The following is a 14,913-nucleotide window of genomic DNA, read 5'->3' as shown; positions in this document are numbered from 1 at the left end:
CGGGCCGGGCTGTGCGAAACCTGTGAGAGACCCTGCTGGTCGCTCAGGAAACTCTTAGACAACATCTGTCGATGAGTGGTGGCCGCGCTGCCGTCTCCTCGTGGACAGGCTGCCGATCGGCCGGACCGGGCGTCGCGTGAGGGAACCGCGGCGTCCGGGGAAGGGGGCCCGGCCGCCCGGGGAGGGGCGGCCGGGCCGGGTCGTGCTGAGGAGGAAGGTTCAGTGCCGCGACACTGCGGCGAGGGCGAAGGCGTGCGCGACGCTGGTCTGCTGCGTCGTGTCGTCCTCGAGGAGGTTGCGAACGGTGCCGGGAGCCGAGGGCCGGCTGGACTGGTTGCTCATGTCAATGAGAGTGCCCACGCGACCTGAGAACACCCTGTGGGATCGCCGCGAAATCGGCTCAGGCGCCGAGCACGCCCGCCGCGGCCCGGTGCCCGCTCACGAGGGCCCCCTGGATCGACGGGGTGTCGCGGTGGTCCCCGCACCACCACAGGCCCGGGCCGGCCTCCACGGCCCGCGCCGCGGCCAGCGGCGGACGGTGCGCGGGCAGGGCGGCCGGGATGCGGTGCCGGCCCACCAGCACGAGGCGGTGGTGGTCGACGTCCAGGAGGCGGGCCGCGTGCCGACGCAGGTCGGCCTCGGCGGCGTCCAGGTCGAGGGAGGAGCCGGCGACGAGACCGGTGCCCGGTGGCGCGTAGGTCGGGGCCGCCGCGGAGACGAGGGCGGCGTTGACGAGCGGTCCCTCGGGTCGCGTGCGGCCGTCGACGTGCAGCAGCCGGGCCCGGCCGGCCGGCACGTCCGGCTCCGGCAGCGCCCACCACGCGGTCACGACGCCGCGGACCTCCGGGGCGGGCAGCCCCAGGAGCCGTGCGCTCGCCCCCGGCCCGGCGGCGAGGACGACGTCCCGGGCGCGCAGGGTGCCACCGGGGGTGCGGACGGCGCGCAGGCCGTCCGGTCCCGGGGCGTCCACCCGGTCCACCGGGCGGCCGAGCACGACCGGGCGGGCGAGCCGGGCGGCCAGCTGCTCGGGGAGCGCCTGCATGCCGGCGCGGGGGAGGCCCGGCGTCCCGGCCAGGAAGCTGGAGACGAGCAGTCGCGCCAGGTGGGCGGAGGACTCCCCGCGGTCGTCGAGCAGGACGCCGGCCAGGAACCGCTCGACGAGCGTGCGCCACGGGCCGCTCACGCCGGCGGCGTCGAGGGAGGCGGTCAGGGAGGCGTCGGGGCGTCGGTCGAGCCGTCGGCGCAGCGGCTCGTGCAGGCCGCCGGCGCCGCGTCCGGGCGAGGGCAGCGTGGGGGCCCACCAGCGGGCGAGCGCCGCGAGCGGGGGACGCCGGTGCACGGCCGCGGCGGCGGTGGCGCCCAGCAGCCCCGGCTCACGCCAGGGCAGGCCGATCCGGTGGCGCCCCTCGGCGTCCGCTGCGACCACCCCGGCCGCGAACGGCTGGAGCCCGAGGGCGTCGAGGTCGACCCAGCGGCGCACCGCGGGGTAGGCGGGGTTGAGCAGCTGGAAGCCACGGTCGAGGAGGAAGGCGTCCACGTGCTCGGTGCGGACCCGCCCGCCCACGGCGGACGCGGCCTCCAGGACGAGGACGTCGCGGCCCGCCGCCTCGAGCTCCCGGGCCGCCTGCAGGCAGGCCAGGCCGGCGCCGACGACCACGACGTCGTGCTCGTCCCCGTCGCTGGGCTGGTTCACCGGACCTCCTGGGCTCGTGGCACGACGTCGGCGCGGCGCGTCCGACCCCCATCGTGATCGGCCTCCCGGCCCGCCGGGACACCCCGCGGGTCGGCGGGCCGGCAGGGGAGGACCTGGGCGAGAGGGAGCGTCAGGCCGCGCGGACCCACGTGCCGGTGCGCAGCCGCCGGGTCACGAGGTGGGTGCCGACCCCGAGGAAGGACGCGACCACGATCGCCATGGTCAGCCCGGTCGTGTGCGCGGCCACCCACGGGACGTCCCCGAGGAAGTAGCCGACGGTCATGATCCCGCCGACCCAGACCACGCCGCCGACCACGTTCCAGGCCAGGAAGCGTCCGGACCCCATCCCCAGGGAGCCGGCCACGATCGGGACGAACGTTCGGGCGACGGGCACGAACCGGGCGAGCAGGACCGCGACGTGGCCGTGCCGCTCGAGCAGCAGCCGGGCCCGCTCGGTGTGGCCCGTCGACCACACCCGGCCCCGTGGCCGGAACACCATGGGACCCACGCGCCGCCCCAGCCGGAACCCCACCTGGTCGCCGGCGACGGCCGCGACGAGCGTGAGCACCAGGACCGGCACGAACGGCAGGGGGATGACCCCGCTGGACAGGTAGAGACCGCCCGCGAAGAGCATGGCCCCGCCCGGCAGGAAGAACGCCGGGGCCAGCCCCGTCTCCGCGAAGACGACCGCGACCAGCAGGGCCGCGCCCCACGCGCCCAGGCCGGCCATGAGCGGGACGAAGATCATCGTCATGTCTCGAACCTAGGTCGCGGGGCGGCGGTCCTCCAGGGACCTCGGGAGGGGAGGGGCAGCGGTCGACGTCAGGCCGTGGCCGCCCGCGGCAGGATCACGGGCTCGCCCGGCACCGCCGGCAGGTCGAGCAGGACGCGGGCGCCGGGTCCGCCCACCGCCAGACCCGGCTCGGGGGCCACCGGCGGCTCCGGCGCGAGGCTGCACCGCAGCGTCCCCCCGTGCCGCTCGACGACGGTGCGGCACACGGTGAGCGCCGGCGACGGCTCGCCGCCCTGGCCGGGGCCCGTCTGCCAGGACAGCGGCACGCCGGTGCCGTTGTCGGTCACGGTGAGGTGCACGCGGTCGCCGACGAACGTGCCGGCCACGCGGACCACCGGCCGCACGTCGGGCGCCACGTTGTCCGCGGCGGAGCGCAGGAGGTGGCGCAGGAGCTGCTGGAGCATGTCCGGGTCGGCGAGGACGGCGGGGACGTGCTCGTCCACGACCACGAGCGCCTCGGGCGCGTACCGCGCCGCGACCGCGGGGACGAGGCCCTCCTCGCCGCCGAGCTCGACGCGCCGCGGGGCCGGCACCCGGGCCATGGCCCCGGCGTCGGCGAGCAGGTCGTCGATCACCTGCTCCAGCCGCCCCAGCGCGTCCTCGGCGCGCACGAGCGAGCGGCGGGCGCGGGTCTCCGCCTCGCAGTCCTCCACGAGCTGGGTGCCGGCGACGTCCACCCAGCTGCGGGTCTCCGCGAGCGGACGCCGGAGCTCGCCGGCGGCGGTGCGCATGGCGCGCTCCCGGTCGGCGCACGCCCGGGACTGGTCGCTGAGGTCGGCGATCGCGACGACGAGCCGGCGCTCGGCGCCCCCGTCGACGCGGTGGGCGCGGACCCGGACCACCGAGGTGGTGCCGTCGGCGTGGTGGAGCAGGAGGTCGCTGGGCCCGGAGCTGCCCAGCTCCCACGCGCGCCGCAGCACGTCCTCGGAGGGGCGCAGGCGCCGGCCGTCGAGCTGGGTGAGGGCGGAGGAGAGGGCGCGGGCGTCGCGGTCGCAGTCGCGCAGCAGGGCCCGGGCGGCCTGGTTGGCCACGTCGATGCGGTGGTCGGCGTCCACGGTGAGGACGGCGTCGCGCAGCGAGGCGGTGGCGCCCAGGAACGCGGTGCGCAGGGCCCGCCGGTCGGCGGCCCACACGTGCTCGCGCAGGGCGAGGTCGCGCAGCCGCTGGCCGAGCAGGGCCGCGGCGACGGGACCGATGACGCACAGCATGACGAGGGCGTCGACGAGCCCGAAGCGTCCGGGCCCGGGGGCGCCGCCGAGGTCGGTGAGGCCGAGCCCCACCGTGCAGGCGGTCGCGCCCAGCGTCCCGATCGCGAGGCCCGCGCCGCGGCCGACGCCGAGCAGCGCGGCGCACACGGCCAGCGCCGGTGGGAGGACGACGAGGAGGACCGGCGCCGGCAGCAGGACCAGCAGGCAGCCGACGGTCGCCCCGGCGAGGGCCGCGACCGCGGCCGCGTCCAGGAGCTGACGCCTGGCCATCCGCCGGTCGCCGAGGCGGCCTGCGGCGCCGGCGAGCGCGATGCCGGGCGCCACGACGGCGGCGGTGGCGACGGCGTGGTGCAGGCTCCACAGCGCCGTGCCGGCCACGGCTGCCAGGAGACCGGGGCCGCCGTGGTCGCCCTGCGCCGGGGCGGTGGCGGCCGCGACGGCCAGGCTGGTGGCCGCACCCGCGACGGCCCCGCCGGTCACGGCGCGCAGGGCCCGCAGCACGGCCCCGATGTCCGCGCCGAGCAGACCGGGAGCTCCCGAGCGGCGCTCGAGGACCTCGAGCAGGGTGAGGGTGACCAGGAGCTGGACGAGCGCGCCCGGCAGGTACGCGAGGACCCAGAGCCAGGGGAGCCCGAAGCCCAGCGTCAGCGCGACCGTGGTGAGGGCCGTGCTCGCGAGCCCGAGGGGCAGGGCACCCGAGGGACGCAGCGCGAGCCAGAGGACGGCCAGGCCGGTACCGAGGGACGGCGCGACGACGGCCGCGTCGCGGTCCTGCGCAAGGAGGAACGGCAGCCCGACGACGATCGCCTGGGCGAGGACGAACCCGGCGTCCGCGGCCGGGCTCCAGCGGCTCGTCCGCGTGCCGGGTGCTCCGCCCGCCCCGGGAGGCCGGGGGGCTGCCGGGGACGGACGGGAGGCCTGGGGTGGCGGGGTGTGCGGCGGTGGGGTGCGCAGAGCAGTCATGGCGGGGGTGCTCCTGGGGGTGCGGAGCGGCCCGAGCAGCTCCGAGTGGGTGTGGGGTGGTGCGTCGCTCCGGACGGGGACCAGGGGGAGATCCTCGCCCGCGGGGGTGAGCAACGAACGTGGTTTTACTCTGCGGCGGCCTCCGTGAAAGAGGTCTGCGCGTTCCCGCCGCTGTCATGAAGATGCGATGAAGGTGGCCGCGGCTGGTCACGCGGGTCGGCGGACGTGGCACGGGCTGCCGCGGGCAGGTCGAGGACGAAGGTGGTGCCCGGTCCGCCGGTGCCGGCGAGCCCCGCCGCGGGGTCCGCCTCCTCGCAGCGGATGGTGCCGCCGTGGCGCTCGACGATGGTCCGGCAGATCGAGAGCCCGAGGCCGGAGCCGGTCACGCCCAGGTGCCCGTGGACCCGCGTGAGCCGGTCGAAGACGGTGTCGCGCAGGTCGGCGGGCACCCCGATGCCGTTGTCCGTGATCCGCACCAGCACGCGGTCGCCGTCCAGCGACCCGCTCACGTGCACCCGGGGCGCGCGGCCGGCGGCGGCGTACTTCACCGCGTTGCCCAGCAGGTTGCCGAACAGCTGGAGGAGCAGCTCGGGGTCGGCCTCGACGCACGGGAGCGGCCCCACGACGAGCTCGGCGTCGGGGGCCTGGAGCTCGTGGGCGCGCAGCAGCGGGCCGTCGGGGGCGGCGAGGTCGGTCGGGGTGCAGCGCAGCCGCCCGTCCTCGGCCGTCGCCTGCTCCAGGAGGCCGCTCACGAGGGCGATCATCCGGTCCAGGGCCGCGGCCGTGGCGTCGAGCGACTCCGAGACGTCCTGCGGGTCGACCGCCTCGCCGGCCTGGAGCTGGTGCTGGGTGAAGCCGATCCAGCTGCGCGCCGCGGCGACGGGGCTGCGCAGGTCGTGCGCGGCCCGGGCGGCGAAGTCGGTGAGGGCCTCGCGGCCGGCCCGCTCGTCGGTGACGTCGCGGAAGACGACGAGGACGCGTCGCCGGCCGCCCCAGGACTCGGAGGCGCGCAGCGGTGCGGCGGTGACGGCGAGCACGAGGTCGCGCGGTCGGCTGCCCGTCGTCCGCACCACCACGTCCTGGCTGTGGCGCCGGCCCTCGAGGGCGTCCGAGAGCGGGAGGCGGGTGGCGCAGCCGTCCTCGCAGCCGTCGAGGTCGGTCGTGGCGAGCAGGAGGGTGGCGACCTCGTTGGCGGTGACGAGCGTGCCGTCCTCCTCGAAGACGGCGAGGCCCTCGCTCATGGCGGCGGTGGTGCGGTCGAAGAGCTCGAGGCGCTCGGCCCGCTCGTGGTCGCGCTGGACGACCTCGTCGAGCAGGCCCGAGCGCTGCTCGTTGACCACCGCGGTGGAGAGCACCGAGCTGATGAGGGTGAGGAGGAAGATCTGGAGCCCCAGGACCACGGCGGCCGGGCTGTTGCTCGGCTCGGCCAGCGCCGAGGCGCCGGCCGCGGTGAGCCCGATGGCGGCGCCGGAGACGCCCAGGACGTGCAGGGCGCTGAACACCGAGGAGTACCGGGACGCCACCCAGATGGCCGGGGGGATCGCCAGGAAGATGTAGGCGTCCTCGGGCAGCAGCATGACGGCGTAGCTGATGACGGAGGCGATGACCAGCGGCAGCCGCTCCAGGGCCGGCCGTCGGTGGATCTTCAGCACCTCGCCCAGGAGCGTCCTGCCCTGCCGGTGCTCGACCCACAGGAAGACGCCGATGAAGCCGACGGTGCTGAGCCCGACGGCCTGCCGGCCCCACCAGGCGACGATCTCCAGCGGGGTGAACGAGGTGCCCAGCGCGGTCGCGCCGCCGGTGGCCAGGAGCGTGCCGACCGCGGAGCCGACGACGATGGCGAGGACGACGCGGCGCAGGTCGGTGCGCGCGTAGGGCAGCTGGACACCCCGACCCGTCGCGAGGAGGACGACGACGACGAGCTGGGTGGTGTCGGCGACGGCCATGAGGGCGGCGAAGGCGGGGTCGCCGGTGGCGAGCGCGCCGACCCCGAAGGTGACCAGTCCGGAGGTCGCGATCGCCGCGCGGGCGGCGGCGCGGCTGCGGCGGGTCAGGACCCAGAGCAGGGCCGCTCCTGCGGCCGGCCACGTCGCGGCGAGGTGCCCTCCGGCGGGGACGGAACGCAGCCCTGCGAGCACGAGCAGGCCCAGGACGGCGGCCGCCAGCACGAAGCCGGCGACGGCGCGGCCGCGCTGCGGTGCTCCGGTCACAGGGGTCCTCTCCTAGCCGCCCCCCGACAGGCCGCCAGTCAATCACGACGTGCGCTGCGCGCACAGGGTTTGTGCAGGCCTCCGGACGCCGGTTGTCAACGGTTGCGCTGCTCTGATCGGCTGGACGACAGGCGTCCTGAGGCGAGCGGTGCACGAGTGTTCCCGGGTCCGTGGTTCCTCCGCGACCGGGACCTTGGTCGCGACCCGACCCGGCCACCGTCCCCGTTCCGCCCCGACACCTGTCCCGAGTCGCCCGGAGCGAGGAATATCCGGGGTGGGGGATGGGTCGTCCCTCGTGCGGGCCGTCGTCCCGCGGCCACAGCGAGAGGGCGCCGGGCACAGGGCACCGGGCCGAGCAGGAGGAGAGCAGCCGTGAAGGTCGTCATCGTCGGGGGAGTCGCCGGGGGCATGTCCACGGCGGCGCGGCTGCGTCGGTTGCGGGAGGACGCCGAGATCGTCGTGCTCGAGCGCAGCGGCTACGTCTCGTTCGCCAACTGCGGCCTGCCCTACCACCTCTCCGGCACCATCGCCGACCGCGACGACCTCCTGCTGCAGACCCCGGAGACCCTCCGGGCCCGGTTCGGGATCGACGTCCGCGTCCGGCACGAGGTGACCGCCGTCGACACCGCCGCCCGCACGGTGACCGTCACCGACCTGAGCACCGGCGCGGTCGGCACCGAGACCTACGACCACCTGGTCCTCTCCCCGGGGGCGGCGCCGTTCGTGCCGGACGTCCCGGGCCGCGAGCGCGGCCACACGCTGCGCACCGTCGAGGACCTCGACGCCCTGGTCGAGGCCGTGGCGCACGCCCGCTCCGCCGTCGTCCTCGGCGCCGGGTTCATCGGGCTCGAGGCCGCGGAGAACCTCCGGGAGCGGGGGCTCGACGTCACGGTCGTCGAGCTCGCGGACCAGGTGATGGCGCCCCTCGACCCGGAGATGGCGCTCCGCGTCGCCGACGAGCTCGAGGCCCACGGCGTGCGCCTCGAGCTCGGCACCAGCCTGGCCTCCCTGGAGGAGTGCAGCGTGACCCTCGCCGACGGGCGCAGCGTGGACGCCGACCTCGTGCTGTTCGCGGTGGGCGTCCGCCCCGACACCACGCTGGCGCGGGCCGCGGGCCTCGCGATCGGCCCCCGTGGGGGCATCGCCGTGGACGACCAGCAGCGCACCTCCGACCGGCGCGTCTTCGCCGTCGGGGACGTCGCCGAGAAGACCGACGCCGTCGACGGCGGCGCCGCGCTCGTGCCGCTGGCCAACCTGGCCAACCGTCACGGCCGCCGGGTCGCCGACACCCTCGCGGGCCGCACGGTGCGCTCGGGCGCCAGCGTCTCGACCGCGATCGTCAGGGTCTTCGGGCTCACCGTCGCCATGAGCGGCTGGAGCGAGAAGCGGGCGCGGGCGGCCGGCGTCGACGTCGGCGTCGTGCACACCCACCCGGCCTCCCACGCCGGGTACTACCCGGGCGCGCAGCCGATGACGTTGAAGGTCGTCCACCGGCGCGACGGCCGGCTCCTCGGCGTCCAGGCCGTCGGTCACGAAGGCGTCGACAAGCGGGTGGACGTCATCGCCACCGCCCTGCAGGCCGGGCTGCACGTGGACGAGCTCGCCGACCTCGAGCTGGCCTACGCCCCGCCGTTCGGCTCCGCGAAGGACCCGGTCAACGTCGTCGGGTACGTCGCCGAGAACCGCCTCGCCGGCCTCGACGACGCGATCCAGTGGCACGAGGTCGCGGAGGCCGTCGGCGCCGGGGCCACCCTGCTCGACGTCCGCACCCCCGAGGAGTTCGCCGCCGGGCACCTGCCGGGCGCGCTCAACGTGCCGCTGGACGGGCTGCGCCGGCAGGTCGGGGCCCTGCCCGCGGGCGAGCTCGTCGTCTACTGCGGGGTCGGCCAGCGCGCGCACGTCGCCGACCGCCTCCTGCGCCAGCACGGGCGCCGGGTGCGCAACCTGGACGGCGGGTGGCAGACCTGGTCCACGTCGCCGGCGGGCCGGGCCGCCGCGGCCGGGGCGCCCGCCGTCGGGCGGGGCTGACGGGCCGGGTCAGGGCTCACCCGCACGGGGTGAGATCCCCGCGCGGCCCTGCCCCCTCGGGGTGCTGCGCCACTAGCGTCGCCGGTGTCGCGGGCGCGCTCGCGCCCGCGCGTGACCTCGAGGGGGAAGCGCCATGATCCGTCTGCTCATCCGTCTGGCCGTGTTCATCGGCTCGTCCGCGGTCGGCCTCGTGGTGGCCGCCCTGATCCTCGACCAGATGACCCTCGGGGTCGAGGGCTTCATCCTGGCCGTCCTGGTGTTCTCCGTGGCCCAGGCGCTGCTCAGCCCCTTCGTGAGCCGGCTCGCCGAGCGGAACGCCGAGGTGCTCATGGGCGGGGCGGGGATCATCTCCACGCTGCTGGCCCTCATCGTCACGACGATGCTCACCAGCTCGCTCTCGATCAGCGGCATCGGCACCTGGGTGGCCGCGATGGTGATCGTCTGGCTCGCCACCGCGCTCGCGACGCTGTTCCTGCCGATCCTGTTCCTCAAGGCCCGCCGCAGCGCCCGCCACCGCGACAGCGAGACCGCCGGTGACCGCGCGGGCCGCGCGGCCCTCGACGACGTCCAGCTGCCGGACCGCGACCGCGGCTGACGGCCCGGCGGCCGGACGCCCTGTCGAAGCCGCTCAGCCCAGGCGGGGGACGACGAGTCGCGCGCCGAGGCCGGGGCCGGTGTGGAGACGCGCCGAGCCCTCCTGGTGCGCGGCCCAGACGCGGCACTCCCCGCCCTCCCACTGCCCGGGCGTGGACCACGACTGGACGACCAGCCGCAGCGTCTCGCCGGCGCGGAACGTCGTCCCGGACGGCATCAGCGGGATGGTGACGTCGGTGATCTCGCCGGGCGTGAGCGGCGCGTCGGTGGACAGGTCGAGCACGGGCCGCCAGGCGGTCGAGCGGGCCTCGTCCAGTGTCCGCTTGGAGGCGCGGAGCCAGCCCCGCGTCACGGGTCCGTTCGCGTTGCCGCCGGAGGCGCTGTAGAAGTACACCTCGTCGCCCTGGGCGTCCAGCTTCTCCACACCCACGAACAGGTCGACGTCCGTGGTGCCCACCGCCTCGACGGCGAGGTGGAGGACCATGTGGCCCACGAGGTCGGTGTCCTCGGTGAAGGTCAGGTCGAAGACCGCGCGGTTGTCGGTGTCGTCGACCGGGGCGGGCGCGATGGTCACGGCGGCCGGGGTGCTCGGCTCGGCGGCGGCGAGCAGGCCCTCGCGGGCGTCCAGGTGCCAGGTCTCGTAGACCGTCTCGGGCAGCGGCCACTCCTGCGCGGTGAGGACCTTGTGCACGTCGCGGCTCTCGTTGACCTCCAGGCGGACCCGGGGCTGGTCGGTGAAGGCGGTCTCGTCGTCCTTGAGGAAGCGGTCCAGGAACGCCTTCTGCAGGGCCAGCTCGGGCGCGCCGTAGTAGGCGCCCCACTTCTGCCGGCGGTGGTTGTAGAGCCACTTGTGCTCGCTCTGCATCCGCCCGAACGCGTGGAAGGTGTCCCAGCTGTGCAGCTCCTGGTCGGAGAAGCTGGCGCAGACGAGGGCCGGCACCGAGATGCGCGAGACGTCGTAGGCCCAGTCGAACAGCGCCGGCTCCGGGCCCTGGGCCTCGGGGTTGACGTTGGGGCCGATCCACACGTGGCCGAGCCACTCGGGGAAGGCGACCTCGGGGATGCCGCCGTAGCCGCCCGCGGGGCCGCTCTCGTTGATGCCCTCCCACGGGATGATGGCCTTGAGCTGCGGCGGGGCGGGGTCCATGGCCGCCATCCACTGGACGGCGCACAGCGCCGAGACGCCGCTCATGCCGACCTTCCCGGTCGACCACTCCTGCTCCTCGACCCACGCCATCACGTCGCGCCAGCGCTCCTCGATGCCGAGGCCGGAGGACGGGTTGGAGTCGGAGCGGCCGAGGCCGGGGTGGTCCACCAGCAGCACCGCGTAGCCCTCGGGCACCCAGTAGCCCGGGTCCGGGGCCTCGAACGGCGTGTGGTCGGAGACGGTCACCTGGCCGAGGTAGAAGCCACCGCCGGGGACGTTGCCCTCGGGCGCGTCGCGGAAGTGGTCCCACTGCCCGTAGTCGTCCTTGCCGTAGGGGGTGGACGTCGCGAGGACCGGGACCACCGAGCCGTCGGCCGGGCGGAAGACCGTCGCGGCCAGCACCACGCCGTCGCGCATCGTGATGCGGGCCTCCTCGACCAGCACGCTCTCGGGCAGCGGCGTGCGCACCAGGTCGAACGGGTGGTCCTCGAGGAAGTGCGCCTCGCCCTCCGGCGGGAGCGGCGGGCGGCTCCAGCCGGGTGCCCGGGTGGAGGTCGTGTCCTGCGTCATCGGGTTCTCGCTTTCCGCTGTGTCGTGGGCGGCCCGGACGACGGGCCGGCCGGGTCGCCGCCGTCCTCCTCGGACGTGACGCGCGTCACCGACGAGGACACGGTGCAGGGTGAGCCGGGGCCGGGGCAGCCGGTCTGCGCAGGCCCCACAGACGGTGTGCGCAGACGGTGTGCGCAGGTGCCCGGGTCAGCCTCAGGGGCGGCGGCTCCGGCGCCCCGACTCCAGGGTGGCGGCTGGGTACTCCTTGAACCGCTCGCGGTAGGCCTGCGCGAACCGGCTCGGGTTGCTGAAGCCCCAGTAGGCGGCGATCTCCGAGACGGTGCCGGTGCCCTCGGCGAGGTCGTCGTGGACGCGGTCGAGGCGGACCTGCCGGACCAGCTGCATCGGCGAGAGGCCGAAGCGCTCCTGGAAGGCGTACTGGAGGCTCCGGGCGCTCGTCCCGGCGATCGCGGCGAGGTCGGCGACCGTGTAGGGACGGTCCGGCTCGTGCTCGATCTGCTCCACGACCCGGTCCAGCGCGCGGTGCGGTGCCGGCTGCGTCCTGCCTGCGTGGAGCTCGTCGGCGTAGGAGTGCGCCTGCGACAGCAGCAGCCCGGAGATGAGCGCCCGCTCGAGGAGCTCCACGTGGCGGCGCTCGGGCCCCTCGGCGGCCGAGCCCCCGATCGCGGCGAGCAGCGCGTTGAGCAGGCTGAGCCAGCGCGCGCCCGCGCCGGAGTCGACCGGCATCGCGAGCCGGAAGGAGATCGGGGTGACCACCGGGCGCCCCAGCATCGCGCCCAGCTCCTCCTCCACGCGGGTGCGGGCGAGCTTGATCGACAGCTGCGCGGCGTCGGCCTCCCAGTCGGGCAGCGAGGTGTGCCGGTCCGGGCTGAAGACGGTCGCGACCCGGGGCGAGGCCACCGCCGTCTGGTCGCCGCAGCGGGAGACGACGCGGCCGTCGAGCGCCACGTTCACGTGGTAGGCGGCCAGGTCCCCGGGGTCGACGCTCGCCCGCGTCCCGGGCCGCACGTAGCCGATCGTGGTCAGGGGCAGGTGGGCGGCGGCGATGCGCGGCCCCTTGGTGCCCGGGCGGGCCTCCAGGGCGGTGATCGTGGCCGGGTAGAAGTGGCCGTTGAGGGTGTCGCGGAACAGGTCGAAGTCCGGGCGGGCGACCTCGTTCGGCCCGTCCAGGAAGACGTTGCGGGGCAGGGTCAGGAGGGCCCCGGACTGCTCCGGGCCGGCCTCGTTCGTCACGTCCCCGCTCCTCTCGTGGTCGGGTGCCCGATCACCCCTCGGGACCGGCCGCCACCAGGGCCGTGTGTCCCACGTCACGCAGAACTATGCACCAGCCCCGCAAGTACTGCGCCCCTGTCCAGGGCCTGCGTGGTGCGTGTCGGACTGTGTGTGTGTCGGGCTGTGCGTGTTGTGGCTGCCCCGCTGCGTGAAGCGTCTCCTCGCCGGGGCGGGGGCTGCCTAGCGTCCCTGCCTGACGTGACGCCGGTCACGAGCGAGCGAGGATGTCGGATGGTGTCGACGGTGCAGGTGGAGCGGACGGACGCGGACGTGGTGGTCGTCGGGTACGGCCCGGTGGGACGCCTGCTGGCCCTCCTGCTCGGGCGGGCCGGGCGCTCCGTCGTGGTGGTCGAGCGACAGCCGGCCGCCTACCCGCTGCCCCGCGCCGTCCACTTCGACGACGAGGTGGGCCGCATCCTCCAGTCCGTCGGGCTGCCGCCCACGGCGCTCACCGACTGCGTCGGCGCCTACGACGACCTGTACGAGTGGCGGGCCGCCGACCACGAGCCGCTCCTGCGGCTGGACTGGCGCGGGCTCGGCCCCTCGGGCTGGCACGTCAGCCACTTCTTCCACCAGCCCGGCGTCGAGCGCGCGCTGGACGCCCAGGTCGAGGGCCTCGAGCCGGTGCAGGTGCTGCGCGGGTGGCGGGCCGTCTCCCACGTCCAGGACGACGAGGGGGTGACCGTGCGGCTGGAGTCCGCCGACGGGGGTGCCCGCGAGGTGCGGGCCGCCTACCTGGTCGGGGCGGACGGGGCCAACAGCGTCGTGCGCTCGTGGATCGGCTCGCAGGTCACCGACCTCGGGTACTTCCGCGAGTGGCTCGTGGTCGACCTCGTGCTGGACGCGGACGCCGACACGTCCCTGTTCACCCCGCCGGCGTGGCAGCTGTGCGACCCCGAGCGACCCACCACCCTCGTCCCCGGCGGCCCCGGGCGACGCCGCTTCGAGTTCATGCGCCGACCCGGCGAGGACCTCGACGAGCTCGCGCAGGAGGCCACGGCCTGGCGGCTGCTGGAGCCGTGGGGGGTCGGGCCGGAGCAGGCGGTCCTGGAGCGGCACGCCGTGTACACCTTCCAGGCCCGGTGGTGCGACACCTGGCGCGCCGGCCGGCTGCTCCTGGCGGGGGACTCCGCGCACCTCATGCCGCCCTTCGCGGGGCAGGGCATGTGCTCCGGCCTGCGGGACGCCGTCGCGCTGGCGTGGCGTCTCGACCTGGTGCTGGGTGGCCTCGCCGACGACCAGGTGCTCGACAGCTACGGGCCGGAGCGCTCGGAGCACGTGCGGCACTTCATTGAGGGCTCGATGGCGCTCGGCGAGGTCATCTGCCTCTCCGACGCCGACGCCGCGGCCGCCCGGGACGTCGCCATGCGCGCCGACCTCGCGGCCGGGGTCGAGCAGCCGCCCCGTCCGCTGCCCCGGCTCGGCCGCGGCCTGAGCCGCGCGGACGCGGGCGGTGGGCTCCTCTCCCTGCAGGCGGAGGTGGTCGGGATCGGCGCGGACGGGGCCGAGGTGAGCGGCCTCCTGGACGACGTCGTGGGGGCCGGCGGGCTGCTGCTCCTCGGCGACCCGGCCCTGCGCAGCGCGCTCGCCCCCGCCGACACGGCCCTGCTGGACTCGCTGGGCTGGCGCGTCGTGGCGCTCGGCGACGAGCCCGGCGAGGGCGTCGTCGTCGACAGCACAGGCACCTACCGCGACTGGTTCGCCGGCCTCGGGGCGGTCGCCGTGCTCGTCCGGCCCGACCTCTACGTCCTCGGCAGCGCCACGGACGCTGCCGACCTCACGGCCCTGCTCGAGCACCTGCGCTCGGCGCTGCGCGCGCCGGCGGTGTCGGCCCGGTGATGCCTGCCGCCGGCGTCGGGCCGGCCGCGCTGCGCCACGCCGCCGAGAACCTGCTCGTGGGCTACCTGCGCGCCGTCGACGAGGCCGACCTCGACGGGGTGCTCGCGGTCCTGGGCGACGCCCGCGTCGACTTCGCCGGGGAGGCGCTGACCGGGGCCGAGCGTATCGGGGAGGCCTACCGGACGGCGTTCGCCGCCAGTGGCCCGACCTGCCACCTGCTGCACCCGGGCGAGGTGCACCTGACCGCCGCCGGTGGCCCCGGCTCCGTCGCGTTCCGCTTCCTGGCGCCCTACCAGCGATGGTCGCTGGCGGGGGAGGCGCCGGTGCTGACCACGCTGGGCCGCTACCACGTCGAGCTGACCTGGGCGGACGGCGCGGCGCGCGTCGACTCGCTGCGGGTGGAGCGGCACTGGCCGCGCGGTTGAGGGCCTGCTCAGACCTCCCGCACCCGACCGTCCTCCACGTGACCGTCCTCCAGGTGGAGGCGGCGACGGGCGTACCCCTGAGGAGGGAGATCGAGGCTGGATTCTCGCGTTCGGCAGATCCTGACCCGGCCCCGGTGTCACGCTGCCCGGACCAGGAGGTGGGACCGGAGG

11 protein-coding genes are annotated in these 14,913 nt (G+C 75.9%); 4 read left to right on the top strand and 7 right to left on the bottom strand.

Annotated features, from left to right (window positions below; all coding sequences use genetic code 11):
- Positions 1-219: 219 nt before the first annotated feature.
- From E8D37_RS20560 to E8D37_RS11235, 5 genes are all read right to left on the bottom strand, one after another.
- Positions 220-342 (bottom strand): hypothetical protein, encoded by a 123-nt coding sequence (locus E8D37_RS20560; protein ID WP_276606489.1) that lies wholly within the window; start codon positions 340-342, stop codon positions 220-222.
- A gap of 58 nt (positions 343-400) precedes the next feature.
- Positions 401-1,693 (bottom strand): FAD-dependent oxidoreductase, encoded by a 1,293-nt coding sequence (locus E8D37_RS11250; protein ID WP_276606488.1) that lies wholly within the window; start codon positions 1,691-1,693, stop codon positions 401-403.
- 130 nt (positions 1,694-1,823) lie between these two features.
- Positions 1,824-2,447, bottom strand: coding sequence for a VTT domain-containing protein (locus tag E8D37_RS11245; protein ID WP_136569859.1), 624 nt, complete (start codon positions 2,445-2,447; stop codon positions 1,824-1,826).
- 68 nt (positions 2,448-2,515) lie between these two features.
- Positions 2,516-4,657, bottom strand: coding sequence for an ATP-binding protein (locus E8D37_RS11240; protein ID WP_136569858.1), 2,142 nt, complete (start codon positions 4,655-4,657; stop codon positions 2,516-2,518).
- Positions 4,658-4,782: 125 nt separating this feature from the next.
- Entirely contained in the window at positions 4,783-6,867 is a 2,085-nt protein-coding gene (locus E8D37_RS11235) for an ATP-binding protein (protein ID WP_136569857.1), read from the bottom strand.
- Positions 6,868-7,239: 372 nt separating this feature from the next.
- Between E8D37_RS11235 and E8D37_RS11230 the strand changes: the two genes are divergently transcribed.
- Complete coding sequence (locus tag E8D37_RS11230; RefSeq protein ID WP_136569856.1) at positions 7,240-8,895, top strand: FAD-dependent oxidoreductase; 1,656 nt, start codon at positions 7,240-7,242, stop codon at positions 8,893-8,895.
- A gap of 133 nt (positions 8,896-9,028) precedes the next feature.
- The gene (locus E8D37_RS11225) at positions 9,029-9,490 is read left to right on the top strand and encodes a phage holin family protein (protein WP_136569855.1); all 462 of its coding nucleotides are present in this window, start codon (positions 9,029-9,031) and stop codon (positions 9,488-9,490) included.
- A 33-nt stretch (positions 9,491-9,523) separates the two neighbouring features.
- Here the strand turns inward: E8D37_RS11225 and E8D37_RS11220 are convergent, their stop codons facing one another.
- Positions 9,524-11,206 carry a CocE/NonD family hydrolase gene (locus E8D37_RS11220; RefSeq protein WP_136569854.1) on the bottom strand — a complete coding sequence of 561 codons (1,683 nt, stop codon included), beginning with the start codon at positions 11,204-11,206 and terminating at the stop codon, positions 9,524-9,526.
- Positions 11,207-11,398: 192 nt separating this feature from the next.
- Positions 11,399-12,439, bottom strand: a complete 1,041-nt coding sequence (locus E8D37_RS11215) for an AraC family transcriptional regulator (protein WP_168929723.1) — start codon at positions 12,437-12,439, stop codon at positions 11,399-11,401.
- Between the two features lie 273 nt (positions 12,440-12,712).
- On the opposite strand from E8D37_RS11215, the gene E8D37_RS11210 reads away from it, so the two are divergent.
- A complete protein-coding gene (locus tag E8D37_RS11210) occupies positions 12,713-14,317 on the top strand; it encodes a bifunctional 3-(3-hydroxy-phenyl)propionate/3-hydroxycinnamic acid hydroxylase (protein ID WP_206055699.1) in 1,605 nt (534 codons plus the stop codon).
- Positions 14,317-14,742, top strand: a complete 426-nt coding sequence (locus tag E8D37_RS11205) for a nuclear transport factor 2 family protein (protein ID WP_136569851.1) — start codon at positions 14,317-14,319, stop codon at positions 14,740-14,742. The genes E8D37_RS11210 and E8D37_RS11205 overlap by 1 nt, the downstream gene beginning before the upstream one ends.
- The last annotated feature ends 171 nt before the right edge of the window (positions 14,743-14,913 follow it).

Origin of the sequence: Nocardioides sp. GY 10127, assembly GCF_004919085.1 — a bacterium.
Classification (GTDB): Bacteria; Actinomycetota; Actinomycetes; order Propionibacteriales; family Nocardioidaceae; genus Nocardioides.
The sequence above is the reverse complement of the archived record's forward strand: the minus strand, read 5'-3'. Positions and strand labels throughout refer to the sequence as shown.

Excerpts from the sequence above, each read along its gene's own strand:
- E8D37_RS20560 (WP_276606489.1), bottom strand. The coding sequence starts at position 342 with ATGAGCAACCAGTCCAGCCGGCCCTCGGCTCCCGGCACCGTTCGCAAC.
- E8D37_RS11245 (WP_136569859.1), bottom strand. The coding sequence starts at position 2,447 with ATGACGATGATCTTCGTCCCGCTCATGGCCGGCCTGGGCGCGTGGGGC.
- E8D37_RS11240 (WP_136569858.1), bottom strand. The coding sequence starts at position 4,657 with ATGACTGCTCTGCGCACCCCACCGCCGCACACCCCGCCACCCCAGGCC.
- E8D37_RS11225 (WP_136569855.1), top strand. The coding sequence starts at position 9,029 with ATGATCCGTCTGCTCATCCGTCTGGCCGTGTTCATCGGCTCGTCCGCG.
- E8D37_RS11220 (WP_136569854.1), bottom strand. The coding sequence starts at position 11,206 with ATGACGCAGGACACGACCTCCACCCGGGCACCCGGCTGGAGCCGCCCG.
- E8D37_RS11205 (WP_136569851.1), top strand. The coding sequence starts at position 14,317 with ATGCCTGCCGCCGGCGTCGGGCCGGCCGCGCTGCGCCACGCCGCCGAG.